This window comes from Vibrio sp. 1457 (genome assembly GCF_033340195.1).
GTDB classification, from domain to species: domain Bacteria; phylum Pseudomonadota; class Gammaproteobacteria; order Enterobacterales; family Vibrionaceae; genus Vibrio; species Vibrio alginolyticus.
Genome location: NZ_JAWOWA010000015.1, coordinates 1 through 26833 on the forward strand (window position 1 = coordinate 1; position 26833 = coordinate 26833).

At 43.7% G+C, this 26833-nt stretch carries 21 protein-coding genes and 1 tRNA gene; 8 read left to right on the forward strand and 14 right to left on the reverse strand.

What is annotated here, in order from left to right; all coding sequences use genetic code 11:
• Positions 1-593 precede the first annotated feature (593 nt).
• The 7 genes from R7Z41_RS15995 to R7Z41_RS16025 form a co-directional block, all read right to left on the reverse strand.
• The gene (locus R7Z41_RS15995) at positions 594-1847 is read right to left on the reverse strand and encodes an HD-GYP domain-containing protein (RefSeq protein ID WP_005381029.1); all 1254 of its coding nucleotides are present in this window, start codon (positions 1845-1847) and stop codon (positions 594-596) included.
• Positions 1848-1977: 130 nt separating this feature from the next.
• Positions 1978-2976 (reverse strand): LacI family DNA-binding transcriptional regulator, encoded by a 999-nt coding sequence (locus R7Z41_RS16000; RefSeq protein WP_005381031.1) that lies wholly within the window; start codon positions 2974-2976, stop codon positions 1978-1980.
• Positions 2977-3080: 104 nt separating this feature from the next.
• Positions 3081-3836, reverse strand: coding sequence for a chitin disaccharide deacetylase (gene chbG / locus R7Z41_RS16005; protein ID WP_005385547.1), 756 nt, complete (start codon positions 3834-3836; stop codon positions 3081-3083).
• An 18-nt stretch (positions 3837-3854) separates the two neighbouring features.
• Positions 3855-5177 carry a 6-phospho-beta-glucosidase gene (locus R7Z41_RS16010; protein WP_151514325.1) on the reverse strand — a complete coding sequence of 441 codons (1323 nt, stop codon included), beginning with the start codon at positions 5175-5177 and terminating at the stop codon, positions 3855-3857.
• A 12-nt stretch (positions 5178-5189) separates the two neighbouring features.
• Positions 5190-5501 carry a PTS lactose/cellobiose transporter subunit IIA gene (locus R7Z41_RS16015; RefSeq protein ID WP_031777269.1) on the reverse strand — a complete coding sequence of 104 codons (312 nt, stop codon included), beginning with the start codon at positions 5499-5501 and terminating at the stop codon, positions 5190-5192.
• A gap of 51 nt (positions 5502-5552) precedes the next feature.
• Positions 5553-6887 (reverse strand): PTS sugar transporter subunit IIC, encoded by a 1335-nt coding sequence (locus R7Z41_RS16020; RefSeq protein ID WP_206971005.1) that lies wholly within the window; start codon positions 6885-6887, stop codon positions 5553-5555.
• Between the two features lie 87 nt (positions 6888-6974).
• Positions 6975-7280: a PTS sugar transporter subunit IIB gene (locus R7Z41_RS16025; protein WP_065274866.1), complete on the reverse strand. Its 306-nt coding sequence runs from the start codon at positions 7278-7280 to the stop codon at positions 6975-6977.
• A gap of 247 nt (positions 7281-7527) precedes the next feature.
• Between R7Z41_RS16025 and R7Z41_RS16030 the strand changes: the two genes are divergently transcribed.
• On the forward strand, positions 7528-8811 hold the full coding sequence (locus R7Z41_RS16030; protein WP_005381066.1) for a carbohydrate-binding protein: 1284 nt from the start codon (positions 7528-7530) through the stop codon (positions 8809-8811).
• Positions 8812-9057: 246 nt separating this feature from the next.
• Here the strand turns inward: R7Z41_RS16030 and R7Z41_RS16035 are convergent.
• Positions 9058-9142, reverse strand: a tRNA-Leu gene (locus R7Z41_RS16035).
• A 190-nt stretch (positions 9143-9332) separates the two neighbouring features.
• Complete coding sequence (locus R7Z41_RS16040; RefSeq protein ID WP_213973526.1) at positions 9333-9998, reverse strand: SDR family NAD(P)-dependent oxidoreductase; 666 nt, start codon at positions 9996-9998, stop codon at positions 9333-9335.
• A 227-nt stretch (positions 9999-10225) separates the two neighbouring features.
• Between R7Z41_RS16040 and R7Z41_RS16045 the strand changes: the two genes are divergently transcribed.
• Positions 10226-11494, forward strand: a complete 1269-nt coding sequence (locus R7Z41_RS16045) for a DUF2254 domain-containing protein (RefSeq protein ID WP_017636178.1) — start codon at positions 10226-10228, stop codon at positions 11492-11494.
• Between the two features lie 184 nt (positions 11495-11678).
• Positions 11679-12158, forward strand: a complete 480-nt coding sequence (locus tag R7Z41_RS16050) for an RDD family protein (RefSeq protein WP_005381070.1) — start codon at positions 11679-11681, stop codon at positions 12156-12158.
• A gap of 87 nt (positions 12159-12245) precedes the next feature.
• On the opposite strand, the gene lptG is transcribed toward R7Z41_RS16050, so the two are convergent.
• Entirely contained in the window at positions 12246-13316 is a 1071-nt protein-coding gene (gene lptG, locus R7Z41_RS16055; protein ID WP_005381071.1) for an LPS export ABC transporter permease LptG, read from the reverse strand.
• Positions 13317-13319: 3 nt separating this feature from the next.
• Complete coding sequence (gene lptF, locus R7Z41_RS16060) at positions 13320-14420, reverse strand: LPS export ABC transporter permease LptF (RefSeq protein ID WP_225478034.1); 1101 nt, start codon at positions 14418-14420, stop codon at positions 13320-13322.
• A 200-nt stretch (positions 14421-14620) separates the two neighbouring features.
• Here lptF and pepA point away from each other — a divergent pair, with 200 nt between their 5' ends.
• The 5 genes from pepA (at position 14621) to R7Z41_RS16085 (ending at position 21277) form a co-directional block, all read left to right on the forward strand.
• Positions 14621-16129, forward strand: coding sequence for a leucyl aminopeptidase (gene pepA, locus R7Z41_RS16065; protein ID WP_005381073.1), 1509 nt, complete (start codon positions 14621-14623; stop codon positions 16127-16129).
• Positions 16130-16244: 115 nt separating this feature from the next.
• The gene (locus R7Z41_RS16070; protein ID WP_031777270.1) at positions 16245-16694 is read left to right on the forward strand and encodes a DNA polymerase III subunit chi; all 450 of its coding nucleotides are present in this window, start codon (positions 16245-16247) and stop codon (positions 16692-16694) included.
• A 96-nt stretch (positions 16695-16790) separates the two neighbouring features.
• Entirely contained in the window at positions 16791-19649 is a 2859-nt protein-coding gene (locus R7Z41_RS16075) for a valine--tRNA ligase (RefSeq protein WP_167415468.1), read from the forward strand.
• A 202-nt stretch (positions 19650-19851) separates the two neighbouring features.
• A complete protein-coding gene (locus R7Z41_RS16080; RefSeq protein WP_225478035.1) occupies positions 19852-20256 on the forward strand; it encodes a DUF2061 domain-containing protein in 405 nt (134 codons plus the stop codon).
• A 115-nt stretch (positions 20257-20371) separates the two neighbouring features.
• Positions 20372-21277: a bifunctional helix-turn-helix transcriptional regulator/GNAT family N-acetyltransferase gene (locus tag R7Z41_RS16085; RefSeq protein WP_017636182.1), complete on the forward strand. Its 906-nt coding sequence runs from the start codon at positions 20372-20374 to the stop codon at positions 21275-21277.
• A gap of 19 nt (positions 21278-21296) precedes the next feature.
• On the opposite strand, the gene R7Z41_RS16090 is transcribed toward R7Z41_RS16085, so the two are convergent.
• The 3 genes from R7Z41_RS16090 to ltrA form a co-directional block, all read right to left on the reverse strand.
• Complete coding sequence (locus R7Z41_RS16090; RefSeq protein WP_225478036.1) at positions 21297-22097, reverse strand: glycosyl hydrolase 2 galactose-binding domain-containing protein; 801 nt, start codon at positions 22095-22097, stop codon at positions 21297-21299.
• A gap of 474 nt (positions 22098-22571) precedes the next feature.
• Complete coding sequence (locus tag R7Z41_RS16095; RefSeq protein ID WP_318136378.1) at positions 22572-24794, reverse strand: hypothetical protein; 2223 nt, start codon at positions 24792-24794, stop codon at positions 22572-22574.
• Positions 24795-25111: 317 nt separating this feature from the next.
• The gene (gene ltrA, locus R7Z41_RS16100) at positions 25112-26584 is read right to left on the reverse strand and encodes a group II intron reverse transcriptase/maturase (RefSeq protein WP_110410654.1); all 1473 of its coding nucleotides are present in this window, start codon (positions 26582-26584) and stop codon (positions 25112-25114) included.
• Positions 26585-26833: the final 249 nt, after the last annotated feature.

The following is a 26833-nucleotide window of genomic DNA, read 5'->3' on the forward strand; positions in this document are numbered from 1 at the left end:
GCCGCCAGCGTTCAATCTGAGCCATGATCAAACTCTTCAATTTAAGATTTTGTTCGGCTCAATGAATACTGAACATTCCTTTCGCTAATAAATAGCAGAAGTAATGTTTGAATTGACTGTGCTCTTATTGGTTTTTACTTTTGAAAAAGTAAAACAAAACAGCTCAAGGCTGCTTCCCAATTCGAATGGTCACTTCGTTTCATTGAAACCTAATTTGATACCGAAGTATCTAATTGGATTATCATCAACGAGTGCCCACACAGATTGATAGGTCTATATTGTTAAAGAGCTTGCTTTACGAGAAGTTTTTCTCTCAAAGCGGAGGTGCATTCTAGCGATTTAGTTGTTAGTGTCAAACACTTTTTTAAACTAATTTTTTGTAGAAGCTTTTTACCTCTTCGACCCTGCTAAAGCCTTGTGGCGTCTGCCGTGTCGATGGATGCGCATTATAGGGAGAAGATTTTCTTTGGCAATACTAAAAGTGCATTTTTTCTAAAAAAACATGCCAAATGGATACTTTCCATCCAACCCTAAAATTACCCAGAAATAACACTCAGGATTTATACAATTTACCCACAAAAAGCTGTGGATAACTACTCATCACTATCAAAGAAATAAGAAATACGCGAACGCGGATTTAGATACTCTTTTACTTTATCCGGTAATTTTGACGGATGAATCGCGTTAACTATCTTTATATCTTTTGAGGCAAGATCAATGATTGGCGCTTGCGTCCTTGGTACTGATGGATCGTAAACCAAGACATTCGGGAATAATAAATGCGATGCATTCACTGAGATAACCAGGCCGACCATATTATTAGAAAGCTGAACTACGGTACCCGGAGGAAACACGCCCATAAACTTAATTAGGATGTTCAGGTTCTCTTCTTTATATAGGTGTTTACAGTTCTTATATAAATGAGAGAGTGCGGTATAAGGAATCTTTTGATCTGAGACTATCGGTGTATGACACAAGTTATCAAACGCATTGGCTACAGCAATAATTTGAGCAAACTCGTTGATCTCATCTCCTTTCAGGCCTTTAGGATAACCAGACCCATCTCTTAGCTCATGGTGCTGCGCGATCACAATTCTCGCGACTTCGGGAAAAGCCTCGATTTGACTCGCAAGATCGACGCCATATTTAGTGTGCAACTTTAAGTAGTTGGTTTCTGGCTCTGTTAGAGGTAGTTGCTTTCTTAATATTGCAGTCGGGATTTTTATTTTCCCGATATCATGGAATAGTGCGGAGAAGGAAAGCTCTTTCAACTGTGCTGCTGAGTACCCTTTAGCACGGCCAATCATCATCGAGATAACAGCCACGTTCAATGAGTGGAAATAAATATCTTCAAACTCATTTTTTCCGTTCATCAGATGTAACGTAACATTATCATCGCACATTAACTTCTCGACGATATCTTCAATAAGAAGCTTTGCTTCATCAACTGCTGCTGTCGGACGGTTACGGATTTTAGTCATGACTGAACGCATACGTGCCAGAGAGCGCTCAAACTCTTTTTCACACTGAATCACGCGTCGACGGTATGCACTTAACTTTTCTATGCGGTTCTGTTTTTCTTGCCACATTTTTTGAGTTTCATGATCTAACGACGCTTCATTTGTTACTCTGTCAGCTTGTCTTTGATCAACAGGGAGTGGAACGGCATCGCTTTGCTCTGGATTAAAGTAAACGAACTTTACGCCGAGGTGGCGGATCATCTCGACTTGCTCTTGGTCTTTAATCTTAAAGCTATTGAGTAGAAAGGGGTGATCGTTCCACTTTAGCGGAAGACGGATATGTAATCCGGGTTGAATACGATCGACCGTTAGTTTAATGGCAGCCACTTATTCACTACTGATTTATATTTCTTAAGAGAGTTAGAATACTAGTAAATTTTGTGAATAAATTCATCAGTAACTATCAAAACATCAAACCGTTATTTCTAAGCGACTCACTTAATTAGATAGAAGTAAGCTACTTTAAGGAACGATCTGCTTTGCGTATTTTAAGCTTGGCCTCGAATACTGGCTTGTCTATTACTTCTTGATCTTTGACTAGCCCCATTAACGTTTGTACCGCTACACGGGCCATGTCACTGATAGGAAAGTGCACTGCTGATACTGTAGGGTAAAGACTTTCACAAAGATCAACACTGTCAAAGCTAGTTAATGAGATTTGCTCTGGTACAGAAATACTATGCTCGTGTAAGTACTGCATTGCGCCAACCGTCATTTCTTCACTGCACGAAAAGACAGCCGTCACATCAGGGTGTCGTTGTAAAATTGCAGCCATTGCATCATAACCACTTTGCCGGCCATAATTCCCTTCTTCACACCAGCTTTCATCAATATCTATACCAGCATCCTTCATTGCATCAATATACCCAAGCTTTCTCAATACACTGTTATGACGTTGGGATGGACCGGCAATACAAGCAATCTTTCGATGACCACCAGCTAAAAGGTGCTCAACGGCAATACGGCTTGCATGATGATGGTTAAAGGTAACACAACGCTCTTCTATTCCTTCCACGTAGCGATCCAGGAGAACGAAAGGTGTTGGCTGTTTAGCTAGTTCACGTAAGTCATCATCTGACAAATAACGACTATGAAGTACATAGCCGTCACAACGTAAATCATTAAAACGCTGAATTGCCTCTTTTTCACCTTGTGCAGAATGATGGCCTTGAGCTGTAATCAAAAACTTCTTATGAATATCCAGCTCGGTCTGAACCTGCTCCATCATCTCGCCAAAGAAGCCCCCCGTATAGTAAGTCACCAATAACCCAACCATATTACTGGATGAGGTTGCGAGTGAACGAGCAATTGCACTGGGACGATAATTCAATTGCGCCATAGCTTGCTCTACTTTTTTTCGAGTTTCCTCGCGAAATTTCCCCTCTCCATTAATAATTCGAGAAACGGTAGAGCGATTTACACCGGCGAGTTCGGCTACATCTTTAATCCTTGCCATAATGCTATTGGGTCCAACTGCAATTGTTATTAAATATTCGTTTGTGTAGAACGGCTGCCAGCAATTCGTAAGGTGCTATAGGGGGCGAAGCTGGCAGCCTTTAATCATACACCGACCATTTGATTGGTAGAAACAAGCTCAGAGTAATCCGTGACAGTTATACCATGATGAGCTAACTGTTCTTTTAAAATGGGAGAGGTAAGAACTTGTAACTCTAGCTCTCGCTGAAGCGCATAGCCACTCTTTAAGATAAGCGCCTGATCGGCCTCTGCCGGGTGGCACATCACCTCAACCAAGTCATAGTCAGCTTTTAAGCTCAATAGATGTGCCATTAAGCCATCCAAGCTCACTTTTTGATCATAAAACTCATCAGTAAAGATATACCTGATTGTCATCGATTCTTGACACAAGCCAGTGCCCCGCAGTGGCACTCGGTATTCATTCGCTACTTCTTTAATAACGGGCAAAATTTGAGGGTGAGTATGCGCGTGATGATGGCTATCTAAGTGGCTTAGCTCTAACCCAAGCGATAAAAAATGTTCCACCTGAGCTTTTGCTTCATCATAAACGACCTGAGTTTCGAAGTCCTGCTTACTCCAAAGTTCGTCATAGTTAATAAAGTGCGCTCGGCCGTTGGTCAAGTTAGGATGCTTCGTTATAGGCACACCTGCTGTAAACCTAAGATGAACGCCAATTTTCAAGTCTGGATTATGGCGAGCTAGTTCTAAGGCATGTTGCTCAGCATCCATACCCACCATCATGGTGGTTGAATGAACCACACCTTGCTGGTGAGCTTTAACGATGCCGCTATTTACACCTCTCGTTAAACCAAAATCATCAGCATTAAAAATGACTTTCATTGGCGTCCTTCCTTAGTACTACAACGTCGTTAGTTTAAATTGAGGTAAATACGGAGCGTTCACCGCTAGGATATCATCCAGGATTGACTTGGCGCGGCCAATGTCAGGCACCAATGGGTTATTGGTTAATGCCATAAGCGCCTTGTCATAATTACCTTCGACAGCAGCTTCTATTGTTAGCTGCTCATACGCTTTAACTTGATAGAGTAATCCTTTGATATTGTTTGACAACTCGCCAACCGCAAGAGGTTTCGCCCCCCAGCTACCAATCACCGCACTACATTCAATCACAGCATCGTCAGGTAGGCCGTTGATCGCTCCATTATTTAAAACGTTAACAACATGAATACTATTACGATTGTTATAAATTGAATCAACTAGGTTCAGTGATGCATCAGAATAATAAGCACCACCCCGCTCCTCTAACTCTTTCGGCTTATGATCGAGGGTAGGATCTTGATAGAGCTTAAATAGCGCATTTTCTGTTTCCATTACCTGCTCAGCACGAGTGCCTTTTTCATCGGCACTTTGTTTCTCTTCAGCAAGCATGGCATCAGTTTGGTAGAAGTAGCGATGATAAGGACATGGTATCGCCCCCAGTGCTTTTAGAAATGCAGGATCCCACGGCTCTTCCCAGATATTCTTCATACTGAAGTTGGCACCATCACCGACTTTCTCTAATACCGTTTGAGTAATATCTTCCCCATTGAGCCATGCTTTGTGTACCCACACGAGATGGTTTAACCCAGCAAACTCAAGTTGTAGCTCTTTTGGCTCGCACTCCATCATTTCTGCAATCATCATTTCCATTGAAACGGGCACATTGCATAAACCAATACTCTTTACTTTGGTGTACTTACTGACCGCTTCGGAAACTAAACCCGCTGGGTTGGTGAAATTGAGCATCCATGCGTTTGGAGCCAACTCTTCAATGTCTTTACAGATATCAAGAATGACCGGAATGGTTCGCAGTGCTTTAGCAAAACCACCAGGGCCCGTTGTTTCTTGGCCGATGACGTCGTACTTGATTGGGATTCGCTCATCGTTAGCGCGTGCAGCAAGGCCACCAACACGAAACTGCGTCATCACAAAATCCGCATCTTTTATCGCAGCACGGCGATCGAAACCGGCTTTTATCTCAATTTTTGCTCCGGCTTTATCGACCATTCGCTGAGCCAATCCTTTGATGATCTCAAGCTTCTCAGCTCCTGACTCAATGTCCACAAAATGGATTTTCTTAACGGGTAAATATTCTAAGCGCTTAATAACCCCTTCAACCAATTCCGGGGTATAGCTACTACCACCGCCAATAATGGCAAGTTTGATCGCCTCTCTAGACATTTTCATCCCCCTTTACTTGTTCGAGATTTTTTTGTTCAGTGCGACGATTTCTACAGCCATCTCTTGAGCCAAAATCGTAGTCATCAGGTGATCTTGAGCATGCACCATCACTAACGTCATCGGGACTTTCCCTTCTCCCTGATCTTCTTCAATAAGCTGAGTCTGTATTAAGTGGGCTTTATTAATGCACTCTCTTGCTTGAGAGAGCTTCTCGTCAGCCGCTTCAAAATCTTGTTCTCGAGATAAACGCAATGCCTCGTAGCTTAAACTTCTGGCTTCACCAGCATTGCAAATGATCTCCATCACAACCAATTCTTGTTCCATCATTTTCTCTCCGAAAATCGGGCCGCGGTAATTGCGGCCCATTAAGCACAGTTAAGCAGTAACGCCTTCGCCTGACGGCTGCGTGTCACCTTTAGTTTCCTTCGTCGTTGGTAGTTCTTGCTCCAACATTTGCTTCTCAAACATTTTGAAGAATGGGAAGTAGATGATTAGATCAAGAACCAATAAACCAATGACGAGCAATACTGGCGCAAAGGTCCAACCGCTCCCCCACGAAGCACCTATCAGTGCCGGTGTTGTCCAAGGTGTTGTAGCGACACCCATACCCACAAAGCCGACATGCACAGCAAAATACGCAATCGTAGCGTTGATGACTGGAGCGAAGACGAACGGGATAAACAAGGTCGGGTTCATCACAACTGGGCTACCGAAGATCACTGGTTCGTTGATTTGGAAAAAGCCAGGCACCGCACTCATTCGACCAATGCTCTTAAGGTGAACAGAACGGCTAAACGACATCAGCATAACAAGAGCAAGTGTTGCACCAGAGCCGCCAATAAAGATGTAAAAATCCCAGAACGGTTGAGTAAATACGTTTGGAATCGGTTCACCTGCAACAAAGGCTTCAATGTTGGCACCAATGTTGGTCAAAAAGATTGGAGAAAGCAGTCCAACAACAATTGCAGCACCATGAATACCCGCAAACCAAAGCAGCTGGCAAAGCAATAAAGCGCCAATAATGGCAGGCAATGAGTTAGACGCACTAATTAGAGGTTTAAAGATAGCCATAACAGCGTCTGGAATCAGCATGTCGTACTGGGTTTGTACGAAAAGGCTAAGTGGATATAAGGTAGTGAATATCGCTAAGACTGGTAGCAATACTTCAAATGATCGCGCAATCGCCGGTGGCACCTGCTCTGGCATGCGAATCGTAATATTGTGCTTTTTCATAAAACGGTAGAGCTCCACCGAGAAAAATGCACACATCACTGCGGTGAAGATCCCGGTTCCGCCCATGTGAGACATAGACAACGCGCCATCTTTAGCTGGGGCCGCAATGAGTAAAAAAGACATTAGTGACAATACAGCACTCGTGATCCCATCCATCTTGTAAGCCTTCGCTAAACTATAAGCAACGCCCAGCGAAACAAAAATGGTCATGATCCCCATCGACATGTTGTAGGGCATCATTATGGTATCAAAATGTGTAGTGGCGAAATCGAGCCAAATTCGACCAAAAGTAAAGGTTGTATCTTCGGCAAATGGGGGGAATGCAAAAATCAAAATGAAACTACCGACAATAATAAACGGCATTGCGACAATAAAACCGTCTCTCATTGCGCGAACATGGGGCTGATTCCCCACTTTAGCTGCTATAGGGGCTATATGCTTTTCGACTGCGCCTATAATTGCGTCATAAAGCTTCATAGAATCCATCCTTATTTTAGGCAAAAGAATCCCGCATCAAATATTTATATTTGATGTACAGTTATCTTTTTAATTTAAAACTATGGTTTAGTTAATTAATTCTAATGCTTGCTCTAGTACTTCCTCTCCCTTCATCATTCCATAATGCTGATGAGAAATCGCGTCAATGTTTTTACCATGCTCTTGCGCCGTTTTTCTTAGCTCTTCTAGCTGAAAACGTACTTGAGGCCCGAGAAGACAAACATCGTACTCTTTAATTGCATCTTCAAATGCATTCACTGACATCGCATCAATTTTGCATTCAATTCCTTTATTTTCAGCAGCTTGCTCCATTTTCTTAACAAGCATACTGGTTGACATCCCTGCGCTACAGCATAAAAGGATCTTTTTCATAGCCTTACTCCCGTTGTGTAAATTTCAACCTGCAAAAACTGTAGCAAAAATAACCAAGACAAAAAAGCGCAACCGGTTGCATTGTTCGTGAACACAATCCCAATTTAGAAAATACCACCTATTTTTTTGTAATTATTTAGGTCTAGGATAAAAGTTATAAAATAATTTAAAACATCACATTAATTTTCAAATTATCAATATTTTACTACTGACAACGTCGTTATTAATTTCTTAAAATGAATAGAGAATGAAATTTAATAAATTGGCTATTGCAACGCTTGTAAGTGCCGCACTATCACAACACTCATTTGCTCAAACCGACTCTAAAGGCACAATTTATCTAACGTTTGATGATGGACCAATCAATGCATCTATTGACGTTATTCAAGTACTTAACCAGGAAGATATCAAAGCGACGTTTTACTTTAATGCTTGGCATTTAGATGGAATTGGTGATGAGAATGAAGACCGTTCCCTAGAAGCCTTAAAGCTCGCATTAGACACTGGTCATATTGTTGCGAACCACAGTTACGATCACATGGTGCACAACTGCGTGGATGAATTTGGACCGAACAGTGCTGCGGAGTGTAATGCGACCGGGGACCACCAGCTTAACTCGTATCAAGACCCTGTTTACGATGCCTCAATGTTTACGGAAAACTTATCTGTGTTAGCAAAGTATTTGCCGAACATTACAAGCTACCCGAACTACAAGGCAACAGAGTTTGCTAGACTGCCCTACACCAACGGTTGGCGCGTGACGAAAGACTTCAAAGCAGATGGGTTATGTGCCACGTCTGATGACCTGAAACCTTGGGAACCAGGATATGTATGCGATACATCCAACCCATCCAACAGTGTAAAAGCAGCTATCGAGGTTCAAAATATCCTAGCGAATAACGGCTATCAAACTCACGGTTGGGATGTGGACTGGGCACCCGAAAATTGGGGCATTGAAATGCCAGCAAACAGCCTTACAGAAGCAGAAGCATTTCTTGGATATGTGGATTCCGCGTTAAACACTTGTGCACCAACAACGATTAACCCGATCAACTCCAAAGCTCAAGAGTTCCCATGTGGTACACCTTTACACGCCGATAAAGTTATCGTATTAACTCACGAGTTCCTATTTGAAGATGGTAAGCGTGGCATGGGTGCAACGCAAAACCTACCTAAGCTCGCTAAGTTTATACAGTTAGCAAAACAAGCGGGTTATGACTTCGACACAATGGATAACTACACACCGAACTGGCAAGTTGGTCATAACTACGACGCTGGCGATTACGTCTTACACCTAGGTACTGTATACCAGGCTGTAACAAACCATACTGCGCAACAAGATTGGGCACCGTCTCCAACCTCTAGCCTTTGGACAAATGCAGACCCAGCCACTAACTGGACTCAGAATGTTTCCTATAAACAAGGTGATGTGGTGACTTATCAAGGTTTGCGTTATCTAGTTGATGTACCGCACGTGTCCCAAGCAGACTGGACTCCGAACACTCAAAATACCTTGTTCACAGCTCTATAGGCTGTTCCTACTATCACCATGAGTAGTTTGCGCGAGGCATACCCCTCGCGCTTTTTTGTTTTGAAGATCCAGATACAACAAAGCCCCGACTTTCATCGAGGCTCTGTCTTAAAATATGGTACCGGTGGACGGAGTTGATTGGACTGGCATCCCTGCCGCCACCGCGAAGGCAACGCTAACTTCCTTTTGATATTTACGAGCACCTAAAACGACGAAAGGCCGCTATAAAAGCGACCTTTCTATGTATGGTACCGGTGGGCGGGCTTGAACCGCCACGCCCGAAGGCAACGGATTTTGAATCCGTCGTGTATACCAATTTCACCACACCGGCATCTTTGGGCTATTGCCCTTTGATGGTTGGCATTATACGTAAGCTTTTGACCTGCGCAAGCAGAAATACCTTAAATAACTATCGTTTGCTGATAATTTCGCCACAAAGTGTGACAAAGCTGTACTCATAAGAAACGTACGCTCCATTTTCTACTACTCTTCCAGATGAAAATGAGTATACGAAACTCTTTTTAAGTTCTATTCACTGTAATATCAGAAACATAACCATTCCCAATGCTCGACAACGCATTATGGAGCATCTCTGCGGCATCTTCTGCTTGCATGAAGTGACTCGTGTCCATCGTATTGCCGCTTGTTTTCCAGAATTCCGTATCCATTCCACCAGGATAAACCGCGATGATTTTCATAGGTTTTCCTTTTAGCTCCAAACGAACCGACTCAATTAATCCTTTGACGGCCCATTTCACTGCACAATACGTAGACTCTTGCGCTTTAGGTTTTTGCGCGGCTGTGGACATGATCATGACCACTTTTATTGGATGATCTTTGTAACGCTTTACTAACTCTCTTAACACATGAATCGCAGAATTCAGGTTGTTATCAATCAACTTTTGAATCTCTTCCGGCTCCTGCTCTTCCAGTAAGCCAAAATAACCACTTCCCGCACTATGAATGACCATTTCAGGGGACTGTTTCACCCCATCAAAGAGCTGTTTCACATTTTGGTGCGATGAGAGGTTGCAAGCTTGATAACCAACGTTATGAGAGAGTTGTTTTGCTAGTGCGGATAGTTTTTCTGTATTTCTTCCTATTACATACGTCTCTTTGCCTTCCGCATCATAACGCTTTGCTAGTTCAGCCCCTAAACCGCTACTTGCACCTGTAATTACAATCATGCGCTACCTCTTTTCAATCACATACTTTTAATTCATCTATCAATTAAGGTAACAGAATCGTGGTAATTCACACCTCAAGAGCACCATTCTTTGAAGCAAGCAGCTTTCTTACTTTCGTGATGCATGAAATATCAAGCAGAACGACGGGCATTTAACCTATGCTTAAGCAAGAATAACTTTCTGAATTTTCTATCGACTTTCTAGTGAGAACTGAATAGGAGCAAAGAATGACTGGGTCAAAATGGCAGTGGTTACTGAAACAGATGACACGAAAACTGTGGGTCCGGACGTCACTCTACGCATTACTAGCTGTTGCTACCGCCTTAATGTCGATTGTTTTAAACCAGTTCATTACTCTGCCCCCTGCCATCAACGTCAGCAAGGATTTGTTGAACAACATATTAAATATCCTCGCAACCTCCATGCTTGCAGTGACTACATTCTCTCTCAATATTATGGTCTCAGCGTACAGTGCCGCTAGTGCAGGGGTAACGCCGCGAGCGACAAAACTGTTGATGGAAGACAGCACAACACAAAATGCCTTAGCAACCTTTCTTGGCTCTTTTCTATTTAGTTTGGTAGGAATTATCGCGCTAGGTATTGGGGCCTATCATCAACAAGCACAAATTTATCTATTCATCGTGACTATCGCCGTAATCGTGATGATCATACTCACTCTGCTACGTTGGATTCAGCACCTTTCCGTACTAGGAAGGGTCAGTGAAACCACTTCATACGTAGAGCAAGCCTTGTTAGATGCGATAAGAAAACGGGGCAAAGAGCGTTGGCTAGGCGCTCACCCATGGAGCCACCCAGAACATAAACCCAGAGGAAGTAAACCTATTTTGAGCCAAGAAATTGGTTACTTACAGCATGTTGATATGCATCATCTCGATAGTATTGCTGAAGCAAACCAATGCACCATCTACCTTGAGCGACAACCGGGAAGTTTTGTGTACGTAGGTCAACCATTGGCTTGGGTTTGTGGAGAGTTGCCAGACGAAAGCGAAGTAACGGCAGCCTTCACGATTCGAACGGAGCGTTCATATGATCAGGACCCTCGCTTTGGTTTAGTCGTTATGGCGGAAATCGCCTCACGAGCACTATCTCCGGCTGTAAATGATAATGGCACCGCAATTGACGTTCTTGGGCGTTCTGTACGAGCACTTTCATTATGGGGAGACCTACTCAGTGAGCCTCCTACCAAAACTCGATATCCTAGACTATTTGTGCCCGCATTGAGCTGCCAGGATTTGTTCGATGATGTCTTTTTGCCGATAGCACACGATGGTGCAGCGCAACTCCAAATACAGATTCGCCTACAAAAGGCCTTGCTAGCTCTCTCTAGTATGCACCCTAAGTTATTTTTGTCACCAGCAATCAAGCTGTCAGAAAAAGCTTTAGAGCTTTCATTAAGCCAACATTATACCGAAGATGAGAAACACCAACTCTCTCAGCTATCTAATCTGGTCACAGACCAAAGAGCCAATGGTTAAGAGAGTCGAATTCAGTTGAAACATATTGCTGCACGGCCTCGTGTATCATGACATGTGCTGATAACGTAGGGCAGAAAAGTCTCTTCGTTTATACACAATTAAAGACTCTGTGCGTTAGGTCTCTTTTCTCTTGGTGAGGGAATCTATATTCTGACGCACAATTTTTAAGGTAAGTGATGGAATAATGACAACGTCTACAACTCTTCCACCTGCTGGTCTCTTTCGTCGACTTGCAGCGTTGATTTACGACACATTGATTATTATCGCAATTGAAATGATGGCCGCAGGTATTGTTATGGCCGTTGTGTTTGCACTAAATGCAGCAGGATTGTTGAGCTATGGCGAGTACGCTGATGCCGCAGATATGCTCGGAAAGCACCCTGTATTGAGCCCTCTATTTACACTTTATCTTGCGGGTGTGTGGATATATTTCTTTGTGTTCTTCTGGACGCGAGCAGGACAAACTCTTGGGATGCGCGCTTGGAAGCTTCGAGTTCGCAATGCCAAAGACGGAGCACCAATTACGGTAACTCAAGCTCTGATTCGTATTTCGACATCTGGCTTTGGCTTGGCAAATTTGACTGTACCGATTGATCCGAAGAAACGTGGTTTCCACGACATTTGGGCCAAAACAGAGGTTGTTGTATTACCTAAGGCAAATTAACTTGTCTAGGAACACAAAAAAGGAAGGCGTAATGCCTTCCTTTTACATTTGGTTCGGTAAAACTTGGTTTATTCGATGATGCTTCAGTTATAGCTTTCTTCGTAGCAGTGCAATCGCAATAGCTAAGAACACCAAACTCGGGGCCAAAGCACCAAACACTGGGGATATGCCATACACCAAGCTTAATGGACCAAAGAACTCACTGGATATGTAAAAAGTAAACCCGGCAACCACGCCCGACAATACCCTTGCCCCCATGGTCACGCTTCTGAGTGGACCGAAAACAAAAGATAGCGCCATTAACATCATCACAGCAATTGAAAGCGGCTGAGTCAACTTACGCCAAAACGCCAACTCATAGCGAGATGCATCTTGTTCCGATGCTTTCAGGTAAGTCACATAATCATACAAACCGCTCAGTGACAGTTCTTCTGGCTTCACGGTCACCACTGCTAGCTTATCTGGTGCCAAAGAGGTGTGCCACTCCATCTGTTCGATGTCTTGCTTTGAAATTACGTTTTCATTTTCCATGTCCGTAATTTGTACGTAGCGCATCAGCCAGTTGTTATCTTGTTGGTAGTCGACTTCTTCGGCGAAAATAACTTTTTGTAGATTCTTATCATCATCAAAACGCCACATATTTAAAGCATAAAGCTTGTCGTCTTCGACTTTACCTATAAAGATAAAGTCGTTCGCGTCACGAGCCCACACACCTGAGCGCACAGACACAATGCTACCACCTGATATCGCAAACGCACGTAAGTCACGGGCCATCTTCTGGGCCTCAGGAGCGCCCCATTGACCTAACGCCATAACAACAATCATGAGCGGGACGGCCGTTTTGAGTACCGATAACCCGATATCCAGCTTAGAGAAACCAGCAGCTTGCATCACCACCAGCTCAGAGCTTGAAGCCAACATACCTAAGCCGATCAGGGCACCGAGTAATGCCGCCATTGGAAAGAACATTTCGATATCACGCGGCACACTGAGTAACACAAAGTACAACGCATGAGTGAGGTCGTACACACCTCGCCCTACTTTACGTAGCTGTTCTACATATTTGATGATGCCCGATAAGCCAACAAACGTCGCTAAAACCAAGGCAGTGGTAGAGATGATGGTTCTACCGATGTAAAGGTCTAAGATTTTGAACACAGCTTACGCGAGCCTCTTCTTGCGGAATTTGTCTTTTATTCGTCTAGCAGCAACGCTGTCCATCATATTCGCCATGATAGCAACAATCAGCAACATCGCATTGATTGGCCACATACCAATAGCAGCCGGGATGTCACCATCTTCTAATGCAGATTTGGTTGCACTGATCGCCAAGAAATACGCTAGATAGATCAGAATCGCAGGCCCCATTTTGGCAAACCGTCCCTGACGCGGATTCACCGCAGACAAAGGAATAACGAGCATTGTTAAGAGTGGAATACACACAAATAACGAAATTCGCCATTGTAGCTCCGCTTGCGCCTCTGGATCTGGGTGACCTATCAAGTCAACCGTTGGGTATGCTTCCCAGTCTCGCCCTTTCTTTTTGACCTCACGTTGGCCGATAACACCTTCGTATTCATCGAATTTCGTGATCATATATTCAACGCGAGTAGGCACACCTTCATAACGCGTACCTTCTTTCATAGTGATGATCTGACGACCGTCCGAAAGCTCTTTTACTTCACCAGAAGATGAGAACATCACACTCGGTAACACCGAATCTCGAGGGCGCATCTGCGCAACAAAAACGTTGCTCAAGGTATTGTCTTTAATGTCATCGATGAACACAACCGATGAACCGTCTGGTGTACCTTGGAACTGACCTTTTTTAAGTAGGTCAACGCTGTTTTCTGACGCTACCTGCTCATAAAGCTGCTCAACGCGCTCTTGAGACCACGGCGATAGCCACAACGCATTGAAAGCCGCCACCGCTGAAGTAATCAACGCTAGGTATAAGGCCGCTTGAACCAAGAATTTATTACCAATACCTGTCGCGTTCATTACGACAATTTCGCTCTCTGCATACAGACGACCAAATGTGATCAATATGCCGATATACAGACTTAAAGGCAGCATTAACAGACCCATTGCTGGCATGTTCAAACCAACAATAGAGAAAATCAATCCAGCAGGAATATCCCCATCAGAAGCATCAGCAAGAACACTTATGAATTTCTGGCTTACAAACACCAAAAAAAGTACGAAAAAAATCGCAAATTGGCTCTTGAGTGTTTCGCGGATCAAATATCTAACAATAATCACGCTGAAATTACCTATACAAAACTTGTTTTTTTGGTCGAATCACTATAGTTTCCCGTTGAACCATTTATTTTTTTAAAAATTATAAACTAGATGTTAGTCGCTTAATCAGCTCTGCATGTAAGCCTGGAGCTAAAATTCAACAAGTAAGCGATCATTATCTAACATTTAGAGCAATTTGTCTTCAGGATGTAGGAGTACGCATGGAGTTCAGTGTAAAAAGTGGCAGTCCAGAGAAACAACGTAGCGCATGTATCGTTGTTGGTGTGTTTGAACCACGTCGCCTTTCTCCAGTAGCCGAACAACTTGATAAAATCAGTGACGGTTACATCAGTTCACTACTTCGCCGTGGTGATCTAGAGGGTAAACCTGGTCAGATGCTGCTACTGCATCAAGTACCAGGTGTTTTGTCAGAGCGCGTTTTACTTGTCGGTTGCGGCAAAGAGCGTGAACTTGGCGAGCGCCAGTACAAGGAAATCATTCAAAAGACGATCAGCACACTTAACGAGACAGGCTCAATGGAAGCGGTATGTTTCCTAACTGAACTGCATGTTAAGGGTCGTGATACATACTGGAAAGTGCGCCAGGCTGTAGAAGCGACTAAAGATGGTCTATACACATTTAATCAATTCAAGAGCGTGAAACCTGAGACTCGCCGCCCACTGCGCAAGCTTGTTTTCAACGTACCAACGCGTCGTGAATTGAACTTGGGTGAAAAAGCAATCACTCACGGTCTTGCTATCGCATCAGGTGTCAAAGCCTCAAAAGACCTTGGCAACATGCCGCCAAACGTAGCTAATCCAGCTTACCTTGCTTCTCAAGCTCGTCGTCTAGCGGACGATTACGAAACCGTAACCACCAAAATTATTGGTGAGCAAGAGATGGAAAAACTGGGTATGACCTCTTACCTAGCAGTAGGCCGTGGTTCTAAAAACGAATCTATGATGTCTATCATCGAGTACAAAGGTAACCCTGACTCAGATGCAAAACCGATTGTGCTCGTAGGTAAAGGTCTAACCTTCGACTCAGGCGGTATCTCATTGAAACCGGGCGAAGGCATGGATGAGATGAAGTACGACATGTGTGGTGCGGCATCGGTATTCGGTACAATGAAAGCGCTAGCAAAGCTAAACCTACCAATCAACGTTATTGGTGTTCTAGCGGGCTGTGAAAACATGCCAGGCAGCAACGCTTACCGTCCAGGTGACATCCTAACGACCATGTCTGGTCAAACTGTAGAAGTTCTGAACACGGATGCGGAAGGTCGTCTTGTTCTTTGTGACGCACTGACTTACGTAGAGCGTTTCGAACCAGACTGCGTGGTTGACGTTGCAACGCTAACTGGTGCTTGTGTTATCGCACTAGGCCACCATATCAGCGGCGTAATCTCTAACCACAACCCTCTTTCTCATGAGCTAGTAAACGCTTCTGAGCAAGCGAGTGACCGTGCATGGCGTCTACCAATGGCAGACGAGTACCACGAACAGTTGAAGAGCCCGTTTGCGGATATGGCAAACATTGGTGGTCGCCCTGGTGGCACAATTACTGCGGGTTGCTTCTTATCTAAGTTCGCGAAGAAGTACAACTGGGCACACGTCGATATCGCAGGTACCGCGTGGAAATCAGGCGCAGCGAAAGGCTCAACGGGCCGTCCTGTCTCAATGCTTGTCCAATTCCTTTTGAACCGCAGCGGCCAAGAGACAGAAGAGTAATTTCTGAACAGAATCTAAAAGGGCCGCAAGGCCCTTTTTTATTACCTCGATTTTCTTGATTGAAAATCGGATTTAATATGGTTTCAGGAAGAGACCATCGGCAAGTGAGAGAATGATGCAAACAGCAACCTTCTACATCATTAACGAAGAGAGCCCGCAAGCAACGGTGGCTGGCTTTGAAGAATACATCGTGTTTTTGGCTCAGCACTTTGCTCGCCAAGGCGCTAAAGTGTATTTAAACTGCCAAGACAAACCACACGCCGAGCAGCTCGCTGAAGCCTTTTGGCAAGTTGATGCAGACAAGTTCATGGCACATAACCTCGTAGGCGAGGGACCGAAATACGCCACCAATATTGAAATCGGCCATGAAGGTGTAAAACCTAATTGGAACCGTCAGCTGGTAATTAATTTGGCGGAAAATGAGACAACCTTTGCGAACAAGTTTGCTCAAGTGGTAGACTTCGTGCCCTGCGAAGAAAAAGCTAAACAACTCGCAAGAGAAAGATATAAAATTTACCGTCAAGCAGGTTACCAGCTGCAAACGATCGAAATTCAATATCCTTAACGGTCAATCCTTATAGTTAAGGCGATCTTGTTAAGATCCCTCACTTATAAAGATTGACTAAGATTCAACCATCAACGTATCCATTAAAAGAGCGCTATGGAAAAGACATACAACCCAACTTCAATCGAACAAGCTCTGTATCAGACTTGGGAAGAGAAAGGCTACTTTAAGCCACACGGTGACACTACTAAAGAATCATACAGCATCATGATCCCGCCACCGAACGTCACTGGTAGCCTACACATGGGCCACGCGTTCCAAGATACGATCATGGATACGCTTATCCGTTGTGAACGTATGAAGGGTAAAAACACCCTTTGGCAAGTAGGTACTGACCACGCTGGTATCGCAACTCAGATGGTTGTTGAGCGTAAGATCGCTGCAGAAGAAGGCAAAACAAAACACGATTACGGTCGTGAAGCTTTCATCGACAAAATCTGGGAATGGAAAGGCGAATCTGGCGGCACTATCACTAAGCAGCTTCGTCGTCTTGGCGCATCTGTAGACTGGGATCGTGAACGCTTTACGATGGACGATGGTCTATCTAACGCCGTTCAAGAAGTCTTCGTACGTCTATACGAAGACGATCTAATCTACCGCGGTAAGCGTCTAGTTAACTGGGATCCAAAGCTACACACAGCGATTTCAGATCTAGAAGTAGAGAACAAAGACACTAAAGGCCACATGTGGCACTTCCGCTACCCACTAGCAGATGGCGCTAAAACAGCGGATGGCAAAGACTACATCGTTGTTGCAACGACTCGTCCAGAGACCGTGCTAGGCGATACGGGTGTTGCAGTTAACCCAGAAGATCCACGTTACAAAGATCTTATCGGTAAAGAAATCATCCTTCCTATCGTTGATCGTCGCATCCCAATCGTGGGCGATGAGCACGCAGATATGGAAAAAGGTACTGGCTGTGTGAAAATCACACCTGCGCACGACTTCAACGACTACGAAGTAGGTAAGCGCCACCAGCTACCAATGATCAACATTCTGACTTTCGACGCGAACATCCGCGACTCAGCAGAAGTATTCAACACTAACGGCGAAGCAAGCGACGCTTACAGCACTGAGCTACCAGCTAAATACCACGGTATGGAGCGTTTTGCCGCTCGTAAAGCTATCGTTGCTGAATTCGACGAGCTAGGTCTACTTGAAGAAGTGAAAGATCACGATCTACAAGTTCCTTACGGCGACCGTGGTGGCGTTGTTATCGAACCAATGCTAACTGACCAATGGTACGTACGTACTGCGCCTCTAGCGAAAACCGCAGTTGAAGCAGTAGAAAACGGCGACATCCAATTCGTTCCTAAGCAATACGAAAACATGTACTTCTCTTGGATGCGTGACGTTCAAGACTGGTGTATCTCTCGTCAGCTATGGTGGGGTCACCGCATCCCAGCTTGGTACGACAACCAAGGTAATGTTTACGTAGGTCGCACTGAAGAAGAAGTTCGCAAGAACAACAACCTAGAGTCAGTCATTGAACTTCACCAAGACGAAGACGTACTGGATACGTGGTTCTCTTCTGCACTATGGACGTTCGGTACTCAAGGTTGGCCAGAGCAAACTGACGATCTGAAAGTATTCCACCCTTCAGACGTACTAGTAACTGGTTTCGACATCATCTTCTTCTGGGTTGCGCGCATGATCATGATGACCATGCACTTCGTGAAAGACGAAAACGGCAAACCACAAGTACCATTTAAGACGGTTTACGTTACTGGTCTAATCCGTGACGAAAACGGCGACAAGATGTCCAAGTCGAAAGGTAACGTACTTGACCCAATCGACATGATCGATGGTATCGACCTAGAGTCTCTCGTAGAGAAGCGTTGTGGCAACATGATGCAGCCTCAACTAGCGAAGAAGATCGAGAAGAACACTCGTAAGACGTTTGAAAACGGTATCGAAGCATACGGTACAGACGCACTGCGTTTCACTCTTGCAGCAATGGCATCAACAGGTCGTGATATCAACTGGGATATGAAACGTCTTGAGGGTTACCGTAACTTCTGTAACAAACTATGGAACGCAAGCCGTTACGTAATGATGAACACAGAAGAGCAAGATTGTGGCTTCAACGGTGGTGAGATTGAATACTCATTAGCAGACAAGTGGATCGAGTCTCAGTTTGAACTCGCAGCGAAAGCGTTTAACAACCATATCGACAACTTCCGTCTAGATATGGCTGCGAACACACTTTACGAATTCATCTGGAACCAATTCTGTGACTGGTACCTAGAGCTAACTAAACCCGTTCTATGGAAAGGTACTGAAGCGCAACAGCGTGGTACTCGCCGTACATTAATCACGGTTCTTGAGAAGACGCTACGTCTAGCTCACCCAGTCATTCCTTACATCACTGAAACTATCTGGCAAAGCATCAAGCCATTAGTTGAAGGTGTAGAAGGCGAGACAATCATGCTACAAACGCTGCCTCAATTCGACGAAGCAAACTTCAACCAAGAAGCGCTAGACGACATTGAATGGGTGAAAGCGTTCATTACCAGCATCCGTAACCTACGTGCTGAATACGACATCAACCCTGGTAAGCCGCTTGACGTTATGTTGAAAGCAGCAAATGCAGAAGATGCCTCTCGTTTAGAAGCAAGCAAACAAGTATTGATGTCGCTAGCGAAGCTAGAAGCAGTACGCGTGCTTGAAACTGGCGAACAAACTCCAGCATGTGCGACAGCACTGGTTGGTAAGTCTGAGCTGATGATCCCAATGGCAGGTCTGATCGACAAAGATGCAGAGCTTGCTCGTCTAGATGGCGAAATCAAGAAGACTCACGGCGAAATCAAGCGTATCGAAGGTAAACTAGGTAACGAAGGCTTCGTAGCGAAAGCACCTGAAGCAGTTGTTGCTAAAGAGCGTGAGAAGCTTGAAGGCTACAAAGAGACACTAGCTAAGCTAGAAGAGCAGAAGACAACGATCGCTGCACTTTAAGCCTCAGTGAAAGAGAAGAATTAACACTTCTCACTTTTGGTTCAAAAGGTTGGTCATCATGACCAACCTTTTTTGTATACATTTCACCAAAACCATCATCAATAGCTTCCCCCTATCACAACAATACTCATTACCCATTAGCATTAATGAGAATTATTATCGATAATGAACTCATCGAAACAAACACGATTGAGTAATTATCATGAAAAAGACACTAACTTTCGCAGCACTGCATTTTACTATCGCATTTAGTGTCGCTTACGTACTCACAGGCGACATTCTAATTGGTAGTTTAATTGCCATGATTGAGCCTTCAGTGAACACCGTAGCCTTCTACTTTCATGAAAAGGCATGGGCAAGAGTCCCAGCACTTAAAGCTCGTCAGTGGATGACCAAATTAAAAACCGCAAGCTTTGCGACCGTGCACTTCAGCGTCGCTTTTACCGTGGTTTACTTACTAACAGGTGATGCATTTGTCGGCGGCGTAATGGCGATGCTAGAGCCAAGTTTGAACACGGTGGCTTACTACTTCCACGAGAAAGTATGGATGCGTAAATCATCAGAAAAAGCTCCAGCACCGCAGTTTTGTTTACATCACCACGCTTAAACATGGAGGCTCACTACGTCTCCTAACGAGAAAAATGACATTTACCATTGACAAGGTTGCGTACCGCAATTAATTTAATTGCGGTACGCAACTTTATTTTTAGAGGTAAGTGATAATGAACGCTCGTCAACTTCGACACTACTCCCGTCAAGCCGTCCGATTGCTTGGTATGCTTGATAAACAATGCGGCGATGTCGCTCTCACTCCAGTGCAAGCGCACGCATTGGGTGAAATCCAATTGCAGCCATTGACCATCAATCAGCTGGCACAGCAGCTTAATGTCGACAAGTCCAACGCGAGCCGAACCGTTACTGGTCTGATTAAATTAGGTTTGGTCGAGAGCATCGAAAACCCAAAAGACAAACGTAGTCAACTCGTCGCGATTACAGAGCAAGGCCAACAGGCGTTATCGCAACTGGACCAACAGCAAAACCACTTCTTTGAACAACTGCTTACCCAACTCGATGACAGCGAGCAAGAGCAACTCAAACTTGGTCTAGAGACTTACCTAAAAGGGCTAACAAAAGTGTGTCAGGCGGAGGAATACGTTCTTCGACCTCTTACTAAAGCAGACAACCCGCAAGTCGCAGATGTGATTCGTAAAGTCTCTGCAGAATACGGCTTAACCGCAGACAAAGGTTATGGTGTGGCCGATCCAACGCTTGATGATATGTATTCGGTGTACAATCAAAACAGGGCCGCCTATTGGGTCATTGAACATCGCGGAGAGATCGTTGGTGGCGGTGGCTTTGCCCCTTTAGCTGGCGAGCCAAATGTGTGTGAACTACAAAAGATGTACTTCTTACCTCAAACACGAGGACACGGTTTAGCCAAACGCATCGTCGCATTGAGCTTACAATTGGCGAAACAATTTGGGTATCAGCAGTGCTATTTAGAGACAACTGAATGTCTGAGAGAAGCGGTAAGCTTGTATGAAAAGCTAGGCTTTGAGCATCTCGATGCCCCGCTTGGACAAACAGGGCATGATGCATGTGAAGTCGTAATGCTTAAGATGCTGTAATAGATAATATTATTAGACGTTAAAGCACAACATGGGTAACACAAAGCTCCTGGCTCAAGGCAACTGTGAAGTTTTGGTGCTGCCCATCCAACTCAACAGACAACTGGTAGAGATCACTTGGATCAGGATCAGTAAGATCGGCATACTTTGGCGCTTCGATCTGGAATAAAGCGCTCGCATGCTCCGCTCGGACATCAATAGGAATATGGTAAGTCATGCCATTGAACTTAACCGATGCCGATACTAAACCCGGCGCAAAAGTTTGGTAGTACAAATCCACCTTAAACTCACAACCACCACCGTGGTGCCAAATCTGTTCGGTAGCCACGCGGTCTAAACGTACATTGCGAATGAACTGCAGATACGGTTCTTGCCATACCCCTAAGCGCTCGTCACTCTTTTGGTATTCATGATCCGCAAGTGAGCACAACTCAGGTTTATCCTCATCCAACAGAAGATCTTCTTCTTCCTCAAGGAACAGGATCTCAAAACGGTTACGCCCCATCTGCATGAACGGACGAATGTCTTTCTTGTACACGCTTTGTGAGCCGTCACAGTCAAACAATGCTACCCCGTTCAAACGCACTTCTGCATGGTAATCCACACCACCCAACACCATTTCTACCGCAGGGAATGCCATCATGGATTCGTCCACTTCAATGTCGTGCATCAGGTGCCACTCTTGCTGACGAATCGCTTCTTCAGTCAGTTCAGCAGGCAATACCTGACTCAAAGGAGCAGGGAAAGTAATGTCATCCTGTGGGATAGAAAGGTCCGTCAGTGGAGAGACTTGCCATAAACCGGCGAGTGAGAGTTGCATATACACCTTGAGCTAGATCAATTTTCACGCATTATAGGGAGAAATCCCCTATAAACTCAATGTGAATTATTTATCGCCTCCACATTCGTCAGTTTTTCAAGGTATAAAAAAACCAGCGTTAAACGCTGGTTTTTCCAAAAGTAGTGAGCTTTGATTACTCGTCGTCTTCATCTTCTTCAGGGTAAAGCGCATCTTCGCCGGCATCCACCCTTACGATTTAATTCTTCAAATTAGTATGAGAGAGCCAACTTAACAATGCTTTTCTCACTATTTTCACATTTTTGGGTAATTTGGCGAAAAAACCATAGAAAGGTGAAAATTTCCGCTTCTAAGATTCACACCTTTCAGTGTGTTCAAATCAACTGAGCGAAACTCATTTTTGGACAGAAACGAGTCAGATGATTTACCTCTTGATAGGTTGGTTTACATTAGAAAAAGTATCTCCGTTTATTCAGTTACGCTATTTTTTCCGAACTATTTATCATTAATATTTAGCTTAATTGCTTCAATTGAATACTTAATCTCCTCTCGAAGCTCATTTGTTAAGTGGTTGTTGCAAAATGTTTCAATAGCACAATGAGAGTAACTGTTAATTCTTCTTTCTTTTTCGAAGCGACCCAACATTCCTAAATACTCCAATCTGGTCAAAGCGTTAGTGAAAACCTTATGATTTCCAGAAAATTCATTTATTTTTTTGTCAATTAAGCCTCTATATTGAGAGCTTTCATTATTAACTGAAATTATTGCAGATGCACAAATGGATTTTGCCAGTAATCCATGATCACAGTTTATTGACGCAGCATTAAAGCCTACTTTCAAAATATTATCGACCAAAAATGATATAGTATCTGAAGAGTCTATCAAGTGATGTAGATTAAAAAGTGAACTCATGAAACCATAGGTATCGATCCTACGTAAAACCTCTTTATCCTCTCTTATTTCGCATAAGGCTATAATCTCTCTGTTAACTACCTCATAGACATCATACCTTAACTGACAGTCAGTCTTTTCATCGGTGAGTTCCAACAAGATTTTTAGCATAGTCTCAGACAAACTATATAAATAATGAAATAGGACTAAATTCTTTTTTTGATCCAGTTTGTAAAGCTCCCCTCGGTCATTAAAAGTCAATTTAAGCCACAAACAAATGCCTTTAATTAGCGATGTTACCAGACTCCGATATTTATCTGGTTCACTGGAAAGTATGCTTGCTTGTTTAGCTAGCCTGTCGGATAAAGAATTTTCTCCAAATCCATAAAAACCGTTTACAATTCCTAGGTCAAATGAAGTCATCTTCTCTTGATTCAAATAGAGCCGACCCAGAGAGTGAATACTTTTTGATATACTCTGAATTGCTGTTTCAACCTTAGAATCTTCATTTAATATCAATAAAAATACTATGTCACCGTATCTTCGCATAACATCGTTTATTACAGTGATATCCCCATTCGCTATACTCAAACTACCTAGCAACCTCAGCGATTCATCAAGCGGTTGTATGTTGTCATGCGAAGCTGTTTCTAATAGCCCAGTAGCTAACCTACCAACAGCGCTGGAAGCATTTATCATCACATCATTATTTTTTAAGTGAATTGAATCCTTGACCGAAGAGGTGAAATAATGGATCGCATAATCAATTTGTTGCCCCAAACGATACCCATGTTGCACATTGTAAAAGTTGAGAACCTGAGCTAACTGTGAATAAACGTCAAAGCATATATCAACCCATTCTTTATCATTCGCTTTAATAGCTTCAGATGCACTGTAGGCTATCTTCGATAATACATGGTCAAAAACTGGCTCTGACTCGATGCTCGTCCTCATATAAGGTGAGCCTTCAATAAACGTGTTCTGCCTAAACTGAATATACTTGTCAATAATATACACTACTTTTTTCAGTGTATTTCGAGCTACTATGTAATCATTCAACTCAGTGTAAACCTTCGTCATTGCACACAAACTGTCAATAGAGTTAATAACGGACTGCTGATGCATCGGATTACTTTTACATAGTTCCCACCTTTGAGAATTAAAGTTTTTATTCGTAAGGCTTTCAATGGTTGGGGGATCTTCAGTTCGTATTTTCCTTTCAATAGCCTTTCCCCATCGTCCAAGGTTTGAGCTGACCTCAGATGCTATAAGCTCTACTTGCTCTATAGGGTTAATTAGTTGTATTGACCGTTTATAAGAAAAAAACAAAAGAAAAATAAATAGCACCACAGCCCAGAGCATGAGCGTTGCGTATTGACCAGAATAACCATCAACAATAAATAGCGAAGTTACTATAATTGAAAGTGATATTATAAGGCAGAATAAAAGGTATCCGAGTATCTGCTTATCAGCACTAAATCTATAAAAGTCTAAATACCTCAATCTCTGAAGATTAGCCTGAAGAGAGAACAATAGTAAAGAAAAGACTATTGCAGTAAATCCAAGTAGTCCCCCACCGATAGTAAGTGATATAGCTTTTAATTGTTCAACTGAAATCTCACCATTTAGCAAAGACGATGCTTCTACTGAAACCTTAAAAGCAATTAAGGACATTAAAACTAAAAGCACTCCCTTTTGCTTAAGGGTATAGTTTCTTAATGAGTAAAAAAAACTTATAGCGCGTGCCTTTTCTAGTCTGGCTAACCGAACGACTCCCTTCTTTTTGCTATCAAAAAAGTCTTTGCATCTTAATATTAATAAAGTCACTGTTATATCCACTCCGTTGCATTACAATAACTTACAGCAAAAAGCATAGCTTTTCATCCATACTCAACAGTTCTTCACTCTGAGGTAGGAGGTTGGTATTGCAAAAAGTAAGTAAAATGATGGCTTGACAAAGTAGGTTGAACAATCGGGTCACAACTCACAATGGGGCAGTTTCGTGCCAGCGAAGTGCTCTCTAGCACGTTGATGTCGGATAAGCGACACTTGTTACCAAGTGCCGCTCTCCTAAGAACCGTACGTGCAACTTTCACTGCATACGGCTCAAGCCTCCGCTAAGGCGTATTACGTTACCCAGCAACCTAGATAGCAGTTAAAGCAGGGTCAAACCAAGAGTGACGGCCTTCCTTTTTCGGCTTCCTCTTTGCCAAGTAATCTTGGTAAAGCGGATCGAATGGGGTTGCTGCACTTCTGATTTTTACATGCCTTTTAATCGGCGTTTTCGCTATTTGAATTAGGTTGTAGTGACAGTCCATATTGGCGATTTTCTGCCAACCGTGAAATTGCCACCCACCACTTCTATTCATGTAGTATTTTCGCCTTACCCAGTCTTTTGGTTTAGTGGGATGGCGTCTAACCGCCCATCGCCACAGTAACCAGAAGATTTGATGACCGAGGTAACCGAAAGTGCGCTTTGCAACGCAGTGGCGATAATAGTTCGCCCAACCTTTCAGCTTAGGGTTCAGTAATCTAATGAGATCATTGACTGGCATTGTTGCGTGCTTCTTGATGAGTTCACGCAAGTTACCCAAGAAAGAGAGAACGTTGCTCTTACTCGGTTTGATGAGCAATTTGCCTTTGTACTTCCTGAGGTTAAAACCTAGAAAATCAAAGCCGTCATCTATATGAGTAATGTGTGTTTTCTCTTCAGAGAGTGCCAACCCTCTTTCTTTTAGAAAATCAATCACCCGTGGTTTGACTTCGTTAACAAGAACATCTTTTGACGAACCTGTTATCACAAAATCATCCGCATAACCGATAAAGTTAACTCGTTCTCCCGATTTCTTAGCGACCTCTTTCACGAGCTTTTCTAGGCCCGCAAGCGTCAGTAACATAAGCGTTGGAGAGATAATTCCTCCTTGCGGAGTTCCCTCCGACGTTCGGTAGAACAAGCCCTTATCGATATAGCCAGAGCCTAACCACTGCTTCAGCATCCTTTTGTCTATTTGAACATGTTCAAGTAGCCATTCATGCCCAATCTTGTCAAAGCAAGCTTTAATATCCCCCTCCAAGATCCAGCGACCTGAGCGCTTAAGACACAAGCATTTGAAGCATTGTGCTATTGCGTCAGCCGTGCTGCGATTAGGGCGAAAACCGTAGCTATTTGGATCTGCTATCGTTTCCGATATCGGTTCAAGAGCAAGCAGATAAAGCGCTTGTTGCGCTCGGTCTATCATGCATGGAATACCGAGGGGTCTAAGTTTGCCGTTCTTTTTCGGGATGTAGATACGTCTGAGAGGTTTGGCTCGATAGCATTTACGGTTCAATTGATTAACTGCGGTCATTCGACGAGCATCCGTATTCCAGATGACACCGTCGACTCCAGGTGTGTTACTGCCTTTGTTTTGGGACACTCGCTTCACGGCCAGTAATTTGGCCGATCTCGAGTGCGTTAAGACCCACTGCAGAGCTTTCGCTTTACTGTGTTTTTCCTCTCGGGTTGCTTTTGCAATGCGCATTTGAAGCTTTAACACGTGCGACTCTACTGCCTTCCAATCGATGGATTGCCATTGAGTGCCATTAGGAGAGGCACTAACTTCTGATGAAGTCACCATTTGCGTTTCTCCTTGAATAAAGTTCTTCAAATCATCTTGCAACGGGAGACCAGTTAGAAGTCAGCTCGCTTTCGCGCCAGATATAAACCTGTATCCACTTCATTACAAAGCGGCCTTTGCTTTCTCTAACCTCCTTTACCTGCACACCTATCGGCAATCTTCGCAGACTGCTTTCCCAATGGGAGATATACAGGCTTACCCTGTTCCGTATGTCGCGCAAAATATCAGGTTAGATGCCCACTATAGTGC